This window comes from Algoriphagus alkaliphilus, from assembly GCF_900103735.1.
In the GTDB taxonomy this organism is placed as follows: domain Bacteria; phylum Bacteroidota; class Bacteroidia; order Cytophagales; family Cyclobacteriaceae; genus Algoriphagus; species Algoriphagus alkaliphilus.
In genome coordinates, this window is sequence record NZ_FMXE01000026.1 from 51,501 (window position 1) to 71,957 (window position 20,457).

The following is a 20,457-nucleotide window of genomic DNA, read 5'->3' on the forward strand; positions in this document are numbered from 1 at the left end:
CTACGCGATCACAAATGTTTTATAAAACTCTTTCCTGTATTGCACAGGGGTCATTTTGATCCGTTCTTTAAAGAGTTTGTTGAAATTGGACAAAGTAAAAAACCCGCATTCATAAGAGATCTCGCTGATATTCAAATCAGATTCATGCAGTAGTTTGCAGGCATGAGAAATTCGAACATCAGTCAAAAAATCGGAAAATGATTTATTTACTCTTGATTTGAAGAATCTGCTGAATGCAGACACCGAAAGATTGGAAATTTGGGCAGCTTCTTCCAAACTGACTTTCGACTGGAAATTGTGCATGACATATTCATACACCTGACCCATTCGATCCTTTTCGGATTCTTTGTTGGTATTTACATAAGCCGCATCGGTAATCAATTTGCAATCCGGTGAATCAGCTATTGTCTGTAGGATTTTGAGCAAACTGATAAGACTATTCACTCCTTTTAAATCGAGCAGCTCGATCATCATATTTTTAACCAAATGATTCGTGTTTCCGGTAATCTCAATTCCTCTCACTGATTTTTTGAGCATATTGGATAAGCCTTCGAATTCCTCCAACTGAAAAACTGAATTGTTAAGAAAATTATCCGGAAAGTAAACCACAATGCCATGTGTGCCCAGATTATTCTCAGGAATGTGATAAGCCTTATCATTTTTCCAAAGGTGAGGGAGATCAGGTCCGGTAAGTACCATATCCCCTTCCCGAAAAGTCTGCATATGATCTCCAATAAACCGGGTACCACTCCCCTTCAATGCAACGAACAATTGATATTCTGAATGAAAATGCCAATTTACATCAAAAAATGGAGCGATCAACTCTTTAACTACAAATGCTTTACCCTCTGGGATACGGGATTTTTGAAGTGGTTTTTTCACTGATTTTTGCTCTTTTTTTTCAAATATAAAATTCAAATTGAAAAAAAACAGTCACTATTCAAGTAAAAACAGTAAGGAATTCTGAGCCAAATTGAGGAATATTAGCATCTAAATACCAGTAAGCCCAAAGCATGACCAATTTAAAAAATTGGAGAAGCTCTTATCTTCTCCTTCTCATCGCACTCACCCTCATTATTTCCTGCGGGAAAAAGGAAAATTTCCTTTCCATGACTGATCCAAGACGGGTGGAAATCCTCGTCCTAGGCCATGAAAGTGAACATCACAACTCCGAAAAACTGATGATGTATCTTGGAATTCCCCTTTTCCAAAAAGGAATCAACCTCACCTACACTACAGATCTTAATGATCTCAACAAGGTGACCTTAAATAATTATGACGGGCTAATGATCTATGCCAACCATGAAAAGATCAGTCCTGAACAGGAAAAAGCGCTTAAAGACTATGTTCAAAGCGGTAAGGCACTAATACCGATCCATTCGGCTTCCTTCTGTTTCCAAAACTCTGACTGGTACATCGGTGCGGTTGGAGGTCAGTTTAGTACCCATGGAACAGGAGATTTTACCGTGGACATTATTGATAGTGCACATCCGGTGATGGCTGGCTTGGAGGAGTTTGAAACTTGGGATGAAACCTACGTTCATACCAAAGTCAATCCGGATATGCATGTCCTGATGGAAAGGGTCGAAGGCGGCAAAAAAGAACCTTACACTTGGGTAAGGAATGAAGGCAAAGGGCGTGTGTTCTATACGGCTTACGGCCATAATGAGAAGACATGGGGAAAAAAGGGCTTCCAGGACTTGGTGGCAAACGGTATTCTTTGGGCTGTTGGAGATAAGGTGAATGAACTTTTGGCCAAATATGAAATTCCAACACCTGAATTTCAGGATGCCGAAATCCCAAATTATGAAAAACGGGATCCCGCCCCACGCTATCAGCTTCCTTTGACACCTGAGCAAAGTATGAAGCTGATTCAGGTTCCTGTTGGGTTTGAATTGCAGCTTTTCGCTGCCGAACCGATGATCATCAATCCGATGGCAATGGCATGGGACGAAAGAGGCAGACTCTATGTCATCGAAACAGTGGATTATCCTAATGAAGTCCGAAAAGAGGGTGGCAATGACAAAATCAAAATCCTGGAAGATACCAATGGAGACGGCAAGGCTGATAAAGTTACTGTCTTTGCAGATAATCTGAATATTCCGACATCCATCATGGCTGTCAATGGCGGCATCGTAATCTCCATGGCACCTGATTTTGTATTCTTAAAAGATACCGATGGCGATGATGTTGCCGATGTCAGAGAAGTATTGATGACTGGTTGGGGCAAAAGCGATACCCATGCAGGACCTTCCAATTTGAAGTATGGTTTTGACAATAAAATCTGGGGAGTCTTGGGTTATTCCGGCTTCAATGGAGAAGTAAGTGGAGTAAGACATCAATTTGGTCAGGGTGTTTATCGATTTGATCCTAGCGGTAATAATCTCGAATACCTGGGAAATACTTCCAACAATACTTGGGGATTGGGTTTCACCGAAGACTTTGAAACATTTATTTCTACAGCAAACGGTCAGCACAGTGTGTATTTTTCCATGGCAAATAACTACCTAAAGCGACCGGTCTTTCAGGGATCTGCCAATACAGTTCATGGCATCGACTCGCATTATGATATGCCTCATCTTACGCCTTTCCTAAGACAGGTCGATTGGCATGGAAGCTATACCGCTGCTGCAGGACATAATTTCTACACGGCAAGGAGCTTTCCTAAAAACTATTGGAACAAAATCGCCTTTGTGGCAGAGCCAACAGGACGGGTGCTCCACAATGCGATCATCAATCCGGAAGGATCTGGATTTAAAGAAAAAAATGGATTTAATATTTTGGCGAGTTCCGACGAGTGGTTCTCCCCTGTTCATGCCGAGGTTGGACCTGACGGAGCGCTTTGGGTTGCAGATTGGTACAACTTTATCATCCAGCATAACCCTACTCCAAGAGGATTCGAAAACGGTGACGGTAATGCTTACATCAATCCCCTACGTGACAGCAAGCACGGACGTATTTATCGCATGGCATACAAAGGAGGAGATGATTCAGAGACTTTTGACCTGAAAGATGCCAGTTCCAAAAAGCTAATCTCTGCCTTGAAAAGCGAGAACATGTTTTGGAGATTGACCGCGCAGCGTTTGATTGTAGAGACAAAAAATAAAGAGGTCCTTCAAGACCTGTATAAAATTATCGGAGATCAAAGTGTGGATGCAGTGGGGCTTAACGGTCCTGCAATCAATGCCCTTTGGACCTTGCATGGTTTGGGTGAATTGAATGGGACAAACAGGGAAGCGGAGCAAGTGGTAGAAAAAGCACTTCGACACCCCTCCGGTGCGGTAAGGAAAAATGCACTTCGCGTGATCCCTCGTACTGAGGCTTCGCTGAAAGCTATCATGGCTTCCAATCTCCTGAACGATTCGGATTTACATGCGCGGAAATATGCATTCCTGACTTTGTCAGAAATGCCTTTCAATGAAGGTGCTGCCAAAGAATTGATCAAGGCAGCCGATGTTCCTGATAATGGAACCGATGCGTATTTGCCTCAGGCGATATTTGCAGCGGTTTTGGCACACCCAACCGAATTTGCAAAGCGAGACAGCAAGACAGCTCTGCAGTCCGGTGACATTGCCGAATTGTCCTTGGCTGACCGAATCAGTAGAAGCTTGGTTGCGGAGCAATATCCATTGGATTCCAGAAACTCTATCCTTTTTCCACCTGATGTGGCTGGAAAGGAAATTGCAATTCGAATGATTGCATCCAAAGGCAACAATCCACTGGACGGGATTTTGGTAGCACATGGAAATGGTACCAATGGTTACAGCTTATATATCTATGAAGACAAACTTCACTTTGCAGTAGCTCAGGATGAAAAACTCACGATCATCAGTTCTAAAAAAGGCCTTCCTGAAGAGCAATTCATCATTGATGCAACCCTTGTGGAAGATGGAAGTATGACATTGATGATCAATGGGGAGGAAATCGGAAAAGCTAAAACCAAAGGACTTTTCGCCGCAGAACTTACTCCTAGACGAGTTCGTGTCGGTCAAAATGACTCAAGAAATCAAGTTGGAAAATATGAAGGGGGCTGGATGTTCTCTGGTAGAATTAGCAACAAATCAACCCTAGCACTGAAAAAACCAGGTTCTGATATTCAAATGATGGCTGACGCTGGAGGTGCTACCACCGCGGCAAATGGTACAACTCTGATCAAATTGGGAGTAATCCCCCATGAGATGAAATTCACCTTGGCCACATTCACGGTGAAGGCTGGTTCTCAGGTTACGATAGACTTCGAAAATCCTGATTTCATGCAGCATAACTTGGTCATTGGACAAAAAGGATCCATGGAGACCATCGGTGAAGCTGCGGATGCTTTGGCCCGTGATCCAAAAGGTGCCGAACAAAATTACGTCCCTAAGATTCCTCAAGTAATAGCTGCTACCCTATTGGTTGATCCAGAAGGTCGTGAATCAATCGTATTCACTGCCCCAACCGAACCGGGAGACTATCCATTTGTCTGTACAGTACCGGGCCACTGGAGAATTATGAATGGAATCATGAAAGTAGAATAGGCATGGCGTTGAATGTAACATTTGCAGTCAGCACCTGGCTATGGACTTCGCCTTTCAACAAGGAAACCGTCAAGCTTTTTCCAAAAATCAAAAGCTACGGATACGATGCAGTGGAGATTCCTGTGGAAGATCCCGCTTTAATTGACATTGATTGGGTAAAGAAAGCACTTGCGGATAATGGGCTCAGCCCTGTTATCTGCGGCGCTTTCGGTACCAGCCGGGATTTGACCAATGAAGATCCGGCATTTCATCAAACCTGCTTCGATTACCTCGATTCCTGTTTTGAAATTGCTTCTGAATTGGGAGCAGGTTTTGTGGCCGGACCGATGTATTCGGCGGTAGGAAAAGCCCGTTTGGTCTCAGCCGAACAAAAAAAAATCGAATGGAATCGCGCTGTCACCAACCTCCGGAAAGTCTGCCATCGTGCAGGTGAATTTGGATTGGAGATCGCAATAGAAACCCTAAACCGATTTGAAACTGACCTGATCAACACCTCCGAAGAGTTGATGCAATTGATCACAGATATCAATGAACCTCAGGCTAAGGCAATATTGGATGGATTTCACATGAATATTGAGGAACCGAGTATCGAGCATGCGATTAAAACTGTCGGAGATAAACTGATTCATGTCCAAGTCTCTGAAAATTACCGAGGCACACCGGGAACAGGCCAAACCAACTGGGCTGCCTGGAAGCGAGGCTTGGAAGCAATCAACTACCAAGGGGTAATTTCTGTCGAAAGCTTTACTCCCGATGTGAAAGAACTGGCGGGTGCGGTATGCATCTGGAAACCATTGGTTCCATCTCAGGACGGCTTTGCCAAAGAAGGACTGGAATTTTTGAGGAAGTGGGCAGCGGAATAGGAAATAAAAAGTACGAAGTACGAAATACGAGATCCTCGCATCCGTCATCGGACTTCGGACGTTTTAACTTCCAAACTTGCTTACCTCCTAACCTCCATACTATTATAAAAACCAAAAACACTAAATACCCATGAGTCAAAAACAAATCAACATCGCCATCATTGGACTGGGATTTGGAGCCGAATTTATTCCGATTTACCAAAAGCATCCCTTGGCCAATATGTATGGAATTTGCCAGCGGAATAAAGAAAAGGCAGAAGAAATCGGAAAAGCATTTGGAATCGAAAAGGTGTATACCGACTACGATGAATTACTTAAAGACCCCAATGTCGATGCAGTTCACATCAATACGCCAATCCAAAATCACGCTGAGCAATCCTTAAAAGCCCTTCGTGCTGGCAAGCATGTCGCCTGTACCGTACCCATGGCTACCACCGTCGAGGAGTGCCGTGCGATCGTCGAAGAAACCGAGCGTACCGGTTTGACATACATGATGATGGAAACGGTGATTTACAGCCGCGAATTCCTCTTTGTAAAAGAAATGTATGAGAAAGGCGAGCTGGGTAAAATTCAATTTCTTAGAGCTTCTCATCAGCAGGAAATGGCAGGATGGCCAGGCTATTGGGAAGGGCTCCCCCCGATGCACTATGCCACCCACTGTGTAGGACCGGTTTTGGCCTTGCCAAAAGGACAGGCAGAATACGTTTCCTGTTTAGGGTCAGGAAGAATTGATGAAAATCTTATTCCAAAGTACGGTTCTCCTTTTGCGATCGAGACTTGTCACATCAAGCTTAAAGATTCCGATTTGGCGGCTGAGGTTACGAGATCTTTATTTAACACGGCAAGGCAGTATCGGGAAAGCTTTGATGTGTATGGCTCTAAAAAGTCATTTGAGTGGACACTGATCGAGCACGAAGATTCTGTAATCCATACCGGAGAAAGTCCGGAGAAAGTCAAAATCCCGGATTATGCACATTTACTTCCTAAAGAGATCGCTTCTTTTACAACTCAGGGTGTATATGACGGTGACGACAATCAGCATTTGTCTTTTATTCAAGGATCCGGCCATGGAGGTTCTCATCCACATCTTGTAAATGAATTTCTCAATGCCCTGATTGAGAAAAGAGCCCCATATCCGGATGCCAGGCAATCCGCCAATATTACCTGTGTGGGTATTTTGGCTCATGAATCTGCCATGGAGGGCGGAAAAATCAAGTACCTCCCCGACTTTACAATCAACAAATAACAAACAGAAAAGGCAGCTGCGAGGCTGCTTTTTTCATTTTGTGGAGTTTTTAATCGCGAACATGAAGAAAAGCCAAGGTTTTTAGCCTTCGGCTGGTTCAAGTCTTCAGACTTGGACCTTCTATGCTGCAGTCTTCGGACTGCTTTCCTTTCGATTTCAAGCGGCAGTCTGAAGACTGATTTAGGTAAGCACAAGTCAAAAGACTTGCGCTAAATGTTTACTTATTTTCAAAACCTCGGGTAGTCTAAGATCAAAAAATAAAAATCCGTGAATTTCTCTGCGTGAATCTGTGGGAAATAAAAATCTGCGCGAATCAGCTATTTTTTCTGCGGGAGATAATAAAATGGCCCTATAAAAACAGAGACCTTCGAGGTTCTGGAAAACCTCAAAGGTCTAGGTCTTGATACTAAAATCTAGCTACTTGATACTATCACTTCACGCGTTTTCCTTCAGCGTTAAACATATCCATCAAAGAACCTCTAGATACATCCTCATCCTTTTTCACCAAACTAAGGTAAACATCATAGCCGGTGATGTTAAAGTAGGCAACCAAATTGTCGCCTGTAATTGAGACAGAAGTCATTTCCTTTTCTGTACCGGAAGCATCTTCAATGAAATACCCTTTGGTCTTGCCATCTGCGGTCTCAAAGCGCATCGGGATAGTAGCAGTACCCTGAGGCGTGTCAAATACAGTCACTTCCCATTTTCCCTCATAGTATTCAGGAGAAGGTGTGGTAAAGCTGGAAAGCGCAAAAGTGGCCGATAGTGTGATCAATAGGCCAAGGGTGTTGAATAGTAATTTTCTCATATACGAAAGAAGTTAAAATGAAGAACAAAATGTAGAAAAAAATAACCAGAAGCGATACTATAAAGGAAATATTAAAGGGTAAAATATGATGTATAACGGTAATAATACCCCCTGTGAGTTTAGCAGACGATACCAAGTCAAAGGTCAATACATCTCCATGAGTTCGAGTTTACCAAGGAGTAAGATGCGCATCAATAAATTCGTCGAAAGGATTACTTCTTGATTTTGCGGAAGGTTCCAAAAATTTATTAGGTGAAAAATGGTCGGAGTAGCCTTACTTTGAAATTGACAAAAAAGCAAAAAGGGAAACATTTCTGTTTCCCTTTTTTGAGCCCCTTGCCGGGATCGAACCAGCGACCTACTGATTACAAGTCAGTTGCTCTACCAGCTGAGCTAAAGAGGCTTACTTTTTTTTATTGTGGTGCAAATATAGGCCTTCACATGATTTGCTCCAAACTCATCTCCTAAGAATTTTCTATCTCTCAGAGTTTGAGCGGGAAAAATTTAGAATTCTTTTAGAATAGTCAATTTCTTCTTCAACTTATCTACTTCCTCTTCGGCTTTTTGAATCTTTATATCAAACTGATCTTTAAGCTTATCTGCTGTTTTTGATGCCGCAAAGTATTCCAAATTGTTTTTCCAAAGAGTGATGCTGTTTTCCAAATCGGAAATCTGCTTGCGAATTCCGTGTTCTTTTCTGTTTAACGTTTTTATTGAATTTGGATCTGTCTGAATTCGATTCAGATTTAATCTGAACAAGAAGTCATCGTGATCAGATCCGCTAGGATCCAGCTTTTCCAAATATTTATCAACGGCTTCCTTTAATTGAGCCTGTATTTCTTTGATATTTTTCCGAGGAACGAAACCTGTTTCGTTGAATTCAGAAACCCAGGTAGAAAGTGTTTCTTCCTGGAAATCTGTACCGGCAACTGCATCCAGAATTTGCTTGATGATATCCTGCTTCTTTTTGAGATTCTCTTCAAATTCAGAATTCGCCTTCTTGTTGGAGTTTCTTCGATTGTCAAAGAAAGCATCACAGGCAGCTTTGAATTTTTTGTAAAGGCCATCTCTGTTTTTCTCCGGAGTCGGACCCAACTTTTTCCATTCCTGCTGCAGCTTCACCAGTTGATTTGCTGTGTTTTGCCAATCTTTATTATCCTTCAAGGCATCAGCCTGTGCAATAAGTTCTTCGGCTTTCTTCTGATTGGTAGCTCTGATTTCATCCAGTTCTTTGAAAAACAAATTCTTGTTGTGAAAGAAATGCTTGAATGCAGCCCAAAACGCTTTGTTGATTTCCTTACCGGCTTCTTTGGTAACGGGTCCGATTTTTTCCCAAGCTTTTTGAATTTCGAGAATTTCCTTGGTTTTGGTATTCCAATCTTTAATTCGGTCTGCTTTGAAATCAGCGAATGTTACCAATTTGGCAATCAGTACTTCTTTTTCGGTTTGATTTTGCTTGAAGACTTCTTTTTGTCCTTCAAAGAAATCTTTTCTCCGATCGTAGACTGCATCAGATGCCGCTTTAAAACGTTGCCAAAGATTTTCTTGTTCTTCTCTAGGTACAGGACCTATGTGCTTAAATTCCTCGTGGAGTTCATTAAGCATACGAATGGCATCTTTAAGATCTTTTACCTCTTTGAGGGAATCAGCCTTTTCACAAAGTTCAGTTTTACTTTCAAGATTCTTCTTACGATCAAGTTCCTTCAACTCAAAATAGATGCTACGGTTGTCGTAGAATCTGTCCATCAATGCATTAAAACTTGCCCAGAGATTTCTGTTTTGGGCAGTTGGAACCGGTCCTATCGTCTTCCATTCTTCCTGAATGGATTTGATTGTCCCCATGCTGAGTGTAGTTTCTTCCCCATCGACGAGGTCACGAAGCCTATTCAGCAATTCAGTCTTGGCGCTAAGATTCTTTTCTTTTTGTCTTTCGGCTTCTTTTCTCAGCGAATTCAACTGATAACGGAAGTCATTGAAGACTTTTAAAAATTCCCGCTCCTCTTCATGTTGACGGTATTCAAAGTCATCCACATCCCCACCTTCGGCTTTAAACTTATTCAGTGCTTCTTCTTTGTCTTTTCCGGTTAACTCGTCAAAAGCAGACTTGATTTCGTGTGCAATTTTGTCAAGTTTGAGAATCGGAATATTCTGGATTTTATCTTTAAGTAACTTTAAAAGCTGAATTTTGGTCAATCCGGAGAGTTCAACGGGGTCATTCGAATGATCTTCCTCCTCTTCACTTTCTGAGGTTTCGGTACCGGGAGATTCTTTTTGATCTATTTCATCTGTGACTTCTACTTCCTCAGAGCTGACGGCTTCTTCTTTTTGTTCCTCAGAAGCAATTGAAGCTTTTTTCTCCGAAGAATCATCCGTCACGGTGGTGTTTTCAGCATTATCTACAGCAATCGGCTCTGATTCAATCTCAACAGAGTCTTGAGGATTATCTAGAATAGGTTCAACCTCAGCGGCTGGCAGTTCCATTTCGATGTTGTCTTTGGCTTCAGCAGATTGGGTTTCAATGTTAGATTCAGCTTCTACGGAAACAGTATCTTCCAGTACAATTTCTTCCTTGGCTTCAGCGGCATCCACTTCTGATTGCTTAACTTGATCTTCTTTATCGATACCCTTTGCTTCATCCAAAGAAGCTTGAGTCACCTTGTCTTTATCAGACAATTCGTTACTTTTCTCAGTCATAAAAACACTACTATTTCGAGGCAATATGGGCAAAAGTAGGCATTTTGCCTAATTTAATCTTGGATCCAGAGGATAATTTGCCATAACCTTAAACTCACCACCCATGTTTTTTAAGACTACTCTCCATAGCTCATCGGGCGTATTTTTAAGGACATTTGGATCAATTTTATTGTCATAAATTATCCATGTATTCTCGCTAAGTTCGTCGGAAAGTTGACCAGAGCCCCAACCACTGTATCCAATAAAAAATCGAACTGAATCAGAGGCCATAGAACCTATTTTCAAATTTTCCACCAATCCTTCAAAATCTCCTCCCCACCATAGTCCTTCTCCTATTGAAATACTTCCTTCTAGTTTCTTTTCACCGAAATAGATAAAGTGCAAGGTATTTTGCTCTACCGGTCCACCCACGAAAATTTCAGATTCCAAGAAAGATAACTCCTCAACTAACTCGCTCAAATTCAAAATTGATGGTTTGTTCAAAACCAAACCAAAACTTCCTTCCGAATTATGTTCACAAAGTAATACAACAGAGCGTACGAAGTTTTCATCCTGCAAAAAGGGTTCTGAGATTAAAAGGTTACCAGCCTGTGGGATTTTAGAAGGATCGTTTGTCATTTGTTCATCTTTCCTTTTCAGTGAAAAATATAGGCTTAAATTTTAAAAAACCAATGGCTGTGGTACTTTTATCAAGTAATTTAAAATTCTTTTCAAAAGCCAAATGAAGCTATCCGATATACGCAACGAATACACAATCAAATCTCTGGATTTCAATGATGTAAGTTTTGACCCCTTTAATCAGTTCAGAGTTTGGTTGGATGAGGCTATTGATTCGGAAGTTCCTGAAGTTAATGCCATGTGTCTCTCCACGCTCGGATTAAATGGATTTCCCAATGCCAGAATAGTACTCTTGAAAGAAATGGATTATGGATTTGTCTTTTTCACAAATTATAAAAGTGAAAAAGGACAGGAAATTGAAGCCAATCCAAAAGCATCAATAACATTTTTTTGGTCCGAATTGGAACGACAAGTTAGAATTATGGGATTGATTGAAAAAGTAAGTGAAAAAGAATCCGATGAATATTTTCTTTCCCGTCCTAAAGGATCACAAATTGGAGCTTGGACATCGCCTCAAAGTGCTACGATTGCGGATCGGAATGAATTAAATAGCCGTCTTGAGGAAATGGAAAAGCGATTTTCCAGTGAACCGCTCACCCGACCTGATTTTTGGGGAGGATATCGTCTGGTACCAATTAAGATTGAATTTTGGCAGGGAAGACCAAGCCGACTACATGATAGAATCTGTTATGATAAACAGTCAGACGGTTCCTGGAAAATTTCAAGACTAGCACCCTAATCACTTAAGATCAAAAAGATTACTTACGCCTATAAATCTTTCTACAGTAAATCCTTCGCCGTATTTGGTCAGAATTCGATGGCCTAATTCCCTTGCCCGGGATTCGATAAATGGAAGAAACTCAGGAGATGAGATAAAACTTGAAGGTTCTTGGCTACACGGATCATAAAATTGTGATTTAAACGCCATGATACTGGCAATTTTGATTTCCCAAAATTCAGATACATCAACAATAAAATCAGGTTGGATGTAATTATTCTGAATATAGTGGTACACAAACTTAGGTCTCCAAGGGTCTTGAGGCTGCTCTTCCAGACTTGTTTCTAGTTTTCGCAAGCCACTCATAAAACAGGCGTGAGTAGCCAAAGAAGCCCCTTTTCCATGATCCGGATGGCGATCGGTCACAGCATTTGCCAAAACTATTTCCGGTTGATACTTTCGGATTATTTTTATCAGTTCATGCTGGTGTTTTGTGTCGTCTTTGAAATATATATCCTCGAATCCCAAATTTTCCCGTGCAGAAAGCCCGAGGATTTTAGCGGCTTCTTCAGCTTCCTGAATTCGGGTTTCCGGAGTTCCTCTTGTCCCCATTTCACCACGGGTGAGGTCTACAATCCCCACCTTTAAACCTTTGGCTACATGTGCAGCAATCGTACCTGCGCATCCCAATTCAGCATCATCAGGATGTGCTGCAAGAACCAAAATATCAAGTTTTGTCATATTTCCGCAAGTTATTTGACCCGCAAATTTTGGCCTACACGCAATACAGTTCTTGTGCTAATGCTATTTAATCGCGTCAATTGAGTCACTGTCACACCATATTTTCTACTGATAGAGCCGAGGGTATCCCCTCTTTTTACTTTATGATAAGCGGCAGTTCTTGCTTGAACCGCCTGTCCAAAAAGTTCTTTTGACACAAATAAATCCTGAACTGAAATTGTGTTGCTTTCAAAATCATATACTCGTTCAGGGTCAAACGGGACACCTTTATACCTCAATTCGTAGTGCAAATGCGGTCCAGTACTTCGCCCTGTCGATCCACCCCTTCCCAATAAATCGCCGGCTTTCATTTCGTCTCCAACTTCGGCTACATGTTTTGACAAATGTCCATAGACAGTTTCAAGACCGTTTTTGTGTCGAACCACATAAAAATACCCATACCCATACCGATCATATGATTTGACACGGACAATACCATCAAAAGCTGAATAAACCGGATCACCTGTGTCCAAATCCAAATCTGTACCATAATGCATTCTTCTCCAACGATAGCCATATTTGGAGTTGATGATGGTTTTTTCAAGCGGCATTTTCCAATCCAAACCATACCTTGGATCGTATAGTCTCAGACTTAGACTATCCGTGAAGTTCCGGATATCAAAATTATAGATATCTACTTTTTGGCTATCCCAATTTGAAAAATATTCAAAAGCGGTCACCCAGATACTGTCGATCTGAATTTGTTCGGAAACCCGGATCATTTGATTAGTAGGAGACCAAGACATCGCATATCGATCTTCACTTATTATTGATTGAATCCGGGCGAGGTTCACATCAAATTGAAAAATCATGGAATCAGTCTGAGAAGCTAAAGTTCGCAGGTATGATCCTTGGTCAAATTGCCTCAGTTCGATATTTTTTCGTTCTTGGGCAGTTGCTGGAGTTGTGGTAGTGTTTCTCTTGATAATCTTAGGAAAAACTTGAGCATTGGCTTCAAAGAAACCAATGCTCAAGAGTATTCCCAGAATTACTTTTAGACTAAAGTTACTCATCAATTAAATTTAAGATTCTATTGTGAAGCAAGGTAGCGCTCTGCATCCAATGCAGCCATGCAACCTGTTCCTGCTGCAGTAACGGCCTGTCTGTAAACGTGATCCTGCGCATCACCACATGCAAATACACCTTCCACATTTGTCTTGGTACTTCCCGGAATTGTTTTGATATATCCTGAAGAATCCATGTGAATAAATTCTTTGAAAATTCCGGTATTGGGCTCGTGTCCAATAGCAACAAAGAAGCCAGAAATTGGTATTTCGCGCTTTTCTCCTGTTTTATTGTTCATGACTCTTACACCAGAGACCTCTTCTTCCCCCAAGATCTCATCAGTCTCAGTGTTCCAAAGAATTTCAATTTTTGGATTATTGATGACTCTCTTTTGCATGATCTGAGAGGCCCTCATTTCGTCTCTTCTCACAATCATGTAAACTTTAGAACAAATGTTGGATAAATAAGACGCCTCTTCACAGGCCGTATCTCCTGCGCCAACAATTGCAACTTCCTGACCTTTAAAGAAGAACCCATCACATACAGCACAGGCTGATACCCCTTTTCCATTCAGCCTGGATTCACTTTCTATCCCAAGCCACTTAGCTGAAGCACCTGTGGAAATAATGACTGTGTCGGCATGAATGGTAATTTGATCATCGACAGTAACTTCACGGGGTGTAGTTTTAAAATCGACTTTTGTCACCATTCCATAACGCACCGAAGTGCCAAATCTTTCAGCTTGCTTCCTGAAATCTTCCATCATTTCCGGCCCCATTACTCCGGCTGGATAGCCCGGATAATTTTCTACATCATTGGTAATTGTAAGCTGTCCTCCCGGTTGAGGTCCAGTATACAAGATCGGTGATAATCCTGCACGGGCAGCATAAATTGCGGCTGTGTAGCCGGCGGGCCCTGATCCTATGATCATTACTTTGGCCCGTTCAATTTCTTGATTCATCTCTTGATTGCTTAAATCGTTTAAATTTTGTCATTTCTGAATATCAAACAAAACACGGGGAAGTTAAAATTCCCAAAGTGAAAGATTGTGACTTATACTCAGTCAAATAATTTTCCCCAATGGAATCGAAAAAAAAAGGGGCCTAAGCCCCTTTTGATAATTTATCCCAGATAAGGTTTAAGCGTCTTACTCCTTGAAGTATGACGAAGCCTTCGAATGGCTTTTTCTTTTATCTGTCTTACTCTTTCACGAGTTAAATTAAACTTTTCACCGATTTCTTCCAGCGTCATTGCGTGTTCGCCATTCAGACCAAAGTAAAGCGTGATAACATCGGCCTCTCTTTGAGTAAGGGTGGAGAGTGCCCGCTGTACTTCTTTACGAAGCGAATCAGTCATCAAACCATCATCCGGCTTCTCATCTCCATCATTTTCCAAAACATCAAGGAGACTGTTTTCTTCCCCCTGTACAAATGGAGCATCCATAGAAACATGACGTCCGGAGATCTTCATGGTATCAACAACCTCTGAAGCAGACACTTCGAGTACCTCCGCTAATTCTTCCGGAGAAGGTTCACGCTCAAACTTTTGCTCCAATTCGCTAAAGGTTTTGGAGATTTTGTTTAGAGATCCCACCCTGTTCAATGGCAGACGAACGATTCTTGATTGCTCGGCCAATGCCTGCAAAATAGACTGTCTGATCCACCAAACTGCGTAGCTTATGAACTTAAAACCTCTGGTTTCGTCAAATCGCTGAGCAGCTTTGATTAGACCTAGGTTGCCCTCATTGATCAAATCTCCGAGAGAAAGACCTTGATTTTGGTATTGTTTGGCAACAGACACCACAAAACGAAGGTTTGCCTTTGTCAATTTTTCGAGCGCAAGTTGATCGCCTTCACGAATTCTTTTTGCCAAAACTACCTCTTCATCTGCTGTCAACAGATCAACCTTTCCAATTTCCTGCAAGTATTTATCCAGGGATTGGGATTCTCTGTTGGTAATCTGTTTGCTAATTTTTAGCTGCCTCATTCAATATAGAATTTGAGAAATAAATTTTTAATGTTTTAAAATAGTCAATTGTTGATCAAGCATGACCTCAAGAAACAGGTTTTTCTGGCTTTGGTAAAAGAACCTTTCTTGAAAGCTTAAATTTGCCTGTTTTTTTATCAACGTCGATCAATTTGACCATAATCTCCTCACCGGGTTCAAGTACACCTTCCATACTTTCCAAACGTTCCCACTTCACCTCAGAGATATGGAGTAAACCATCTTTGCCAGGCATAAATTCCACAAAGGCACCGAAAGGCTGAATATTTTTTACTTTTCCGGTGTAGGTCTCGCCTATTTCAGGTTGGGCTACTATCGCTTTAATTCTTCTGATAGCCGCATCCATATTAGACTGATTAGCAGAGAATACATTGATCTTACCTTGATTGTCGATTTCTTCAATGATGATTGTGGTCGACGTGTCTTTTTGGATTTCCTGGATTACTTTTCCTCCGGGTCCAATAACCGCACCAATCAATTCCTTTGGAATCCACATCATAAATGAACGTGGAGTATGTGGCTTCAAATCAGCTTTTGGAGCTGCAAGCGTTTTGGTGATTTCATCAAGAATATGAAGACGTCCTTCTTTTGCCTGATATAAAGCTTCCTTCAAAACCGAATAATCCAATCCTTCTACCTTAAGGTCCATCTGGCATGCAGTAATTCCTTTTGCTGTGCCTGTGACTTTAAAATCCATGTCACCCAAGTGATCTTCGTCTCCCAGGATGTCAGAAAGAATGGCATACTTTCCGGTTTTTGCGTCGGAAATCATTCCCATCGCAATTCCTGTAACAGGTGCTTTGATAGGAATACCAGCATCCATCAAGGCCAAAGAGCCTGCACAGACTGTTGCCATGGAAGAAGAACCATTTGATTCCAAAATATCCGAAACGATTCGGATGGTGTATGGATTCTCATTATCTGCTGGAAGAACTTTTTTCAAAGCTCTCATCGCAAGATTTCCATGTCCTACTTCCCGTCTTCCTGGGCCTCTGTTGATTTTAACTTCGCCCGTAGAGAAGCCTGGGAAATTATAGTGAAGGTAAAATTTATTGTAACCAGAAATCATCGCGCCATCTACCATCTGCTCGTCCATCTTGGTACCAAGCGTACAAGTGGTAATAGACTGTGTTTCACCCCTGGTAAAAATAGCCGATCCATGTGCCGATGGTAGATAATCCACTACTGACCAAATAGGTCTGATTTCATTTAAGGCTCTACCATCTAATCTCTTTTTGGTTTCAAGAGTTAAATTACGAGCAGCTTCCTTGTGAATTTTATGAAAATATGGACCGATCAAGCTGGTCTCGAAACCATGATCTTCACCTAATCCATTAACAAATTCTTCTTTTATCTTTTTAACAAGATCAGAACGCTCTGACTTATTTGCGATTTGCTTAGAAACCGACTCAAAAAGTTTTCCATAGCACTCAGACTTCATTTTGTCAAAAAGCGCAGGATCAGATTTTTCGTGGTTATATACTCGCTTCACTTCTTTACCCACTGCTTTGGTCAATTCCATTTGAACATCGCAATGTCTTTTAATTTCCTCATGAGCATATTGAAGTGCTTCCACCATCTCGTCTTCGGAGATTTCGTTTGCTTCACCTTCTACCATAAGGATGTAATCCTTCGAACCGGCAACTATAAATTCCATGGTGGATTTTTCGAGTTGCGCAGGAGTTGGATTCAGGATCAAGGCTCCATCAAGCTTTGCTACTCGAACTTCTGATATAGGTCCGTTGAATGGAATGTCTGAAACAGCCAAAGCTGCAGATGCAGCTAATCCAGCCAAGCAATCAGGCAAAACGTTCTCGTCTGCTGACATTAATGTTATGGACACATTGGTATCTGCATGATAATCATCCGGAAAAATCGGACGAATTGCGCGATCTACAATTCGGCTAATTAAAATCTCGTAATCAGAAAGTCTACCCTCTCTTTTCAAAAATCCTCCCGGGATTTTTCCCGAAGCCGCAAACTTCTCTTGGTAATCAACTGACATAGGTAAAAAGTCGACTCCTTCACCAGCTTCTTTTTTTGATACAACTGTAGCCAAAATCATGGCTTTACCCATTCGCACGACTACTGCACCATCTGCTTGTTTGGCAAGTGCTCCTGTTTCAATAGTGATTTCTCTGCCATCCTGTAAGTGGATGGTCTTTGTAATTAAATTTGGTAACATAAATGGTTGTTTGTGTAGTTTCTTCGGTTTGAAAAATTTCTGCCTCTAGCTTAAAAAAGAAAAAAGTAAGGTTTTCATTTTGAAAACCTTACTAATGGGTTATTTTCTAATTCCGAGCTCAGCAATTATAGATCTGTAACGCTCGATTTCTTTCTTATGGAGGTAATCCAGTAGGCTTCTTCTCTTGCCTACCAGCTTCAACAAACCCAATCTCGTAGAGTGATCCTTTTTATTTGACTTTAAATGCTCAGTCAAATGTTGGATTCTGTGGGTGAAGAGGGCAATCTGTGATTCAGGAGATCCTGTATCGTTTGCAGATTTTAACCGTCCATGATTTTGAAACAACTCTTGTTTTTTCTCTGGTGTTAAATACATGTTTAGCTAAATTAATTAAAACAGTCACAAATGTAAGACTATTATTTCAAAAAGTAAATATTCAATTGGACTTTGCTGGGGATTTGTACAAAAACCCTCTAATCCTTTTCCAAATTCCCGAATAAAAATCTCCTTCAAATAGTCGGGCATCTTTTCTGGCTTGCCTCAAGAAAAACAAGCCGAAAGGTATCAGGCAAAGATTAGAAAATACTGTACCAAACAGTGAATCCGTCACGCCTTCCTTTGCCCATTTTTCTCCCGTAATAGTCAGCATGTAGAACATGATAAAGAAGATAATTGAAATCAAAACAGGCAAACCTAAACCTCCTTTTTTAATAATGGATCCTAATGGAGCCCCTATTAAGAACATGACAAAGCATGCAATTGCCTGCGTATATTTTTGATACCAAGCGATTTCGTATCTTCTGAATTCTCTTTCATGGTTATCGACTTGGGACATTTTGACATTGAAAGTGTTTTTAAGATTTCTGGAGTTATTGAGCGCCATGGTTAAAGCATTTGACATGTACCCTCTCCTGAAGACAACCGAATCAATCAATTCCTTTTCAGTTGCGGTTAGTGGAGTCGTTCTTATTATTTTTTTGGGAGCACCTATTCCCAGTGTATCTACGGTTGTAATCAGCGTTGATTGCTGCGATGAAGAATCATTTACTGTCAAATTTCGGCCGCGCTTTCTTTTAAAGATTGTATCCAATCTTTGGTTTTCGGAGGTCGTAGCCACATTGATTTTCAATTCTCGATTAGAAAGCGTGTCAATTACTTTAAAATCTGAAGGTGAAGATTTAATATTATCAAGAGAGTCCCTCACCTTTTTTTCCTGCTCAATTATCACTCTTCGAGCCTCATCATCCTTGATTTTTCGTTCTTTAATAAACTCAGGAGGAGTAAGTTTTCGATTTCTTGTAAAAAAAGGATAAATACTTTCTGCAGTTTGATAGTTCTGAAATTTAAGATCATTGATCAAGGAGTAAATTGAATCCAGGCCATCTTTAATTTGCGCTATATTTTTAATGGCTCTATTCGTGGACCAAAGATCCTCTGGAGTTCTGCTGAGCTGGAATGCGTCTAAGTCAAAAACAATTACGTTTTCTTCAAATTTAGTTCTGGAAAATTCAACCGGAGCTTCATTAATGCCTCTTGTCGCCCGAGCTTCCTTGTAATTATGACCTTGGTATAGAGTCAGCTTGAGGTAACTGTCATTGAAAAAGGTTTCCATCCTGCCTGAATCTGCCAAAGTAACATTCAAATTCCCTTGTTGATCTGCATGATTGTAGATGATAATATCTCTTAATCTGATATCATCTTTTTTTTCATTGACTTTAATACTATATCCTGGAATTCCTGAATAAAATACGCCTTCCTTAATATCCAAAGCGGGCGATTTCATCCGGATATCATATAGCAAACTGAATGTCTTCAGGTTGACTTTCGGTACCAAATAATTATTTGATAAATAAGCAGCAATTGTCAATAAAATAGCAAAGATACCTATAGGTCTCATCGCTCTAATTAGTGAGATTCCGCTGCTTTTGATTGCCGTGAGCTCAAAATGTTCCCCGAGGTTTCCAAATGTCATCAAACTGGAAAGTAAGACGGCCAAAGGCAGAGCCATAGGCGAAATACTGATCACAAAATATCCAATCAGTTCTACATATATCCAAAATCCCAAACCCTTGCCAAAAATCTCATCGAAATATTTGAGCATGTTGACAATGAGTAAGATAAAGTCAACGACCAAAAAAGTGAGTAAAAATGGGCCCAAAAAGGACCCGAGAATTAGCTTATCGAGTTTTTTCATCCGTAAAGTTCACCTCTGGCAAAGAAACGACATATCGGTACCAGAGTTCAAAGTTGGGAATTAGTATGGAATTTATCCACCTATAATCTCTTTTAACTTCGAAATTAATCCGTCCCAGATCGCTTCTAATTCGTCTTCTTCATAATCATTAGAATAATCAATCACTTTCAAAAAGAGTGACTGTGTCAATTCATTTTCCTCCAATTTGAATTCAATGAATGAATGATTGGTTTCATTTGGGCTTTTTGGATCAAAAAAATCGAATTTGACATGTAGGTTTGATCTCAGCGAAGTCAATTTTGCGTGATGGTCTTCATTATCAAAATTGAAGATAAAATTTCTGTCCTCATCAATCCGGACATCATCCGCAAACCACTCCTCTAATCCACTGGCAGTACTTAAATATTGAAAGACAATTTTTTTGGAAGCATTTATTTGATAATCAGCTACAAACTTATTTTTAACCATGATTAGATATTTTAAAGGTGATTTTTTCACACTTTTTCTCAAAACCGAACTTGCATTTCAGAGCGCAAGACCTCATATTTGCATTCCCTTTTGCAGGGGGAGCAATATGGCTTAATTCGTACGGAAAAAGCCCTGTTTTTTTGAAATTTGATGATGGTTTAATTTAACGATTAATTTCAGAAATCAATATTTAAAAAAAAATAATTAAAATATTTGCGAGTTATCCCGGTGGCTATCGGGAGCAGGATTCATATCCGCTACCCCACGGCGCACAGGCGCGGCGGACGGGAGTTCAAATCTCCTCATAAATTTGAAATGTTGATTTATAAAATTATTAGGCGAGGTAGCTCAGTTGGT

16 protein-coding genes and 1 tRNA gene are annotated in these 20,457 nt (G+C 40.7%); 4 read left to right on the plus strand and 13 right to left on the minus strand.

Annotated elements, in window-relative coordinates:
- Positions 1–882: an AraC family transcriptional regulator gene (locus BLQ81_RS16060; protein ID WP_092732079.1), complete on the minus strand. Its 882-nt coding sequence runs from the start codon at positions 880–882 to the stop codon at positions 1–3.
- Positions 883–1,013: 131 nt separating this feature from the next.
- Here BLQ81_RS16060 and BLQ81_RS16065 point away from each other — a divergent pair, with 131 nt between their 5' ends.
- From BLQ81_RS16065 to BLQ81_RS16075, 3 genes are all read left to right on the plus strand, one after another.
- Entirely contained in the window at positions 1,014–4,517 is a 3,504-nt protein-coding gene (locus BLQ81_RS16065; protein ID WP_092732028.1) for a PVC-type heme-binding CxxCH protein, read from the plus strand.
- 2 nt (positions 4,518–4,519) lie between these two features.
- Positions 4,520–5,380 carry a sugar phosphate isomerase/epimerase family protein gene (locus tag BLQ81_RS16070; RefSeq protein ID WP_092732031.1) on the plus strand — a complete coding sequence of 287 codons (861 nt, stop codon included), beginning with the start codon at positions 4,520–4,522 and terminating at the stop codon, positions 5,378–5,380.
- Positions 5,381–5,510: 130 nt separating this feature from the next.
- On the plus strand, positions 5,511–6,626 hold the full coding sequence (locus tag BLQ81_RS16075; RefSeq protein WP_092732034.1) for a Gfo/Idh/MocA family protein: 1,116 nt from the start codon (positions 5,511–5,513) through the stop codon (positions 6,624–6,626).
- A 430-nt stretch (positions 6,627–7,056) separates the two neighbouring features.
- Here BLQ81_RS16075 and BLQ81_RS16080 read toward each other — a convergent pair whose 3' ends face one another.
- From BLQ81_RS16080 to BLQ81_RS16095, 4 genes are all read right to left on the minus strand, one after another.
- Positions 7,057–7,434, minus strand: coding sequence for a hypothetical protein (locus BLQ81_RS16080; protein WP_092732037.1), 378 nt, complete (start codon positions 7,432–7,434; stop codon positions 7,057–7,059).
- Positions 7,435–7,764: 330 nt separating this feature from the next.
- A tRNA-Thr gene (locus BLQ81_RS16085) sits at positions 7,765–7,837 on the minus strand.
- 101 nt (positions 7,838–7,938) lie between these two features.
- Positions 7,939–10,128 (minus strand): DUF349 domain-containing protein, encoded by a 2,190-nt coding sequence (locus tag BLQ81_RS16090; protein ID WP_092732040.1) that lies wholly within the window; start codon positions 10,126–10,128, stop codon positions 7,939–7,941.
- A 48-nt stretch (positions 10,129–10,176) separates the two neighbouring features.
- Positions 10,177–10,746, minus strand: coding sequence for a YqgE/AlgH family protein (locus BLQ81_RS16095; protein WP_092732043.1), 570 nt, complete (start codon positions 10,744–10,746; stop codon positions 10,177–10,179).
- Positions 10,747–10,849: 103 nt separating this feature from the next.
- On the opposite strand from BLQ81_RS16095, the gene pdxH reads away from it, so the two are divergent.
- Positions 10,850–11,485 carry a pyridoxamine 5'-phosphate oxidase gene (pdxH, locus tag BLQ81_RS16100; protein WP_092732046.1) on the plus strand — a complete coding sequence of 212 codons (636 nt, stop codon included), beginning with the start codon at positions 10,850–10,852 and terminating at the stop codon, positions 11,483–11,485.
- On the opposite strand, the gene bshB1 is transcribed toward pdxH, so the two are convergent.
- The 8 genes from bshB1 to BLQ81_RS16140 form a co-directional block, all read right to left on the minus strand.
- Positions 11,486–12,205, minus strand: coding sequence for a bacillithiol biosynthesis deacetylase BshB1 (gene bshB1 / locus BLQ81_RS16105; RefSeq protein ID WP_092732049.1), 720 nt, complete (start codon positions 12,203–12,205; stop codon positions 11,486–11,488).
- A gap of 11 nt (positions 12,206–12,216) precedes the next feature.
- Complete coding sequence (locus BLQ81_RS16110) at positions 12,217–13,257, minus strand: M23 family metallopeptidase (protein WP_092732052.1); 1,041 nt, start codon at positions 13,255–13,257, stop codon at positions 12,217–12,219.
- 17 nt (positions 13,258–13,274) lie between these two features.
- Entirely contained in the window at positions 13,275–14,210 is a 936-nt protein-coding gene (gene trxB / locus BLQ81_RS16115; RefSeq protein ID WP_092732055.1) for a thioredoxin-disulfide reductase, read from the minus strand.
- Between the two features lie 161 nt (positions 14,211–14,371).
- Positions 14,372–15,235 carry a sigma-70 family RNA polymerase sigma factor gene (locus BLQ81_RS16120; RefSeq protein WP_092732058.1) on the minus strand — a complete coding sequence of 288 codons (864 nt, stop codon included), beginning with the start codon at positions 15,233–15,235 and terminating at the stop codon, positions 14,372–14,374.
- A gap of 67 nt (positions 15,236–15,302) precedes the next feature.
- On the minus strand, positions 15,303–17,438 hold the full coding sequence (pnp, locus tag BLQ81_RS16125) for a polyribonucleotide nucleotidyltransferase (protein WP_092732061.1): 2,136 nt from the start codon (positions 17,436–17,438) through the stop codon (positions 15,303–15,305).
- 99 nt (positions 17,439–17,537) lie between these two features.
- Complete coding sequence (gene rpsO / locus BLQ81_RS16130) at positions 17,538–17,813, minus strand: 30S ribosomal protein S15 (protein WP_092732064.1); 276 nt, start codon at positions 17,811–17,813, stop codon at positions 17,538–17,540.
- Between the two features lie 61 nt (positions 17,814–17,874).
- Complete coding sequence (locus BLQ81_RS16135; RefSeq protein ID WP_092732067.1) at positions 17,875–19,632, minus strand: LptF/LptG family permease; 1,758 nt, start codon at positions 19,630–19,632, stop codon at positions 17,875–17,877.
- Between the two features lie 72 nt (positions 19,633–19,704).
- A complete protein-coding gene (locus BLQ81_RS16140) occupies positions 19,705–20,100 on the minus strand; it encodes an START-like domain-containing protein (RefSeq protein WP_092732070.1) in 396 nt (131 codons plus the stop codon).
- Between the last annotated feature and the right edge of the window lie 357 nt (positions 20,101–20,457).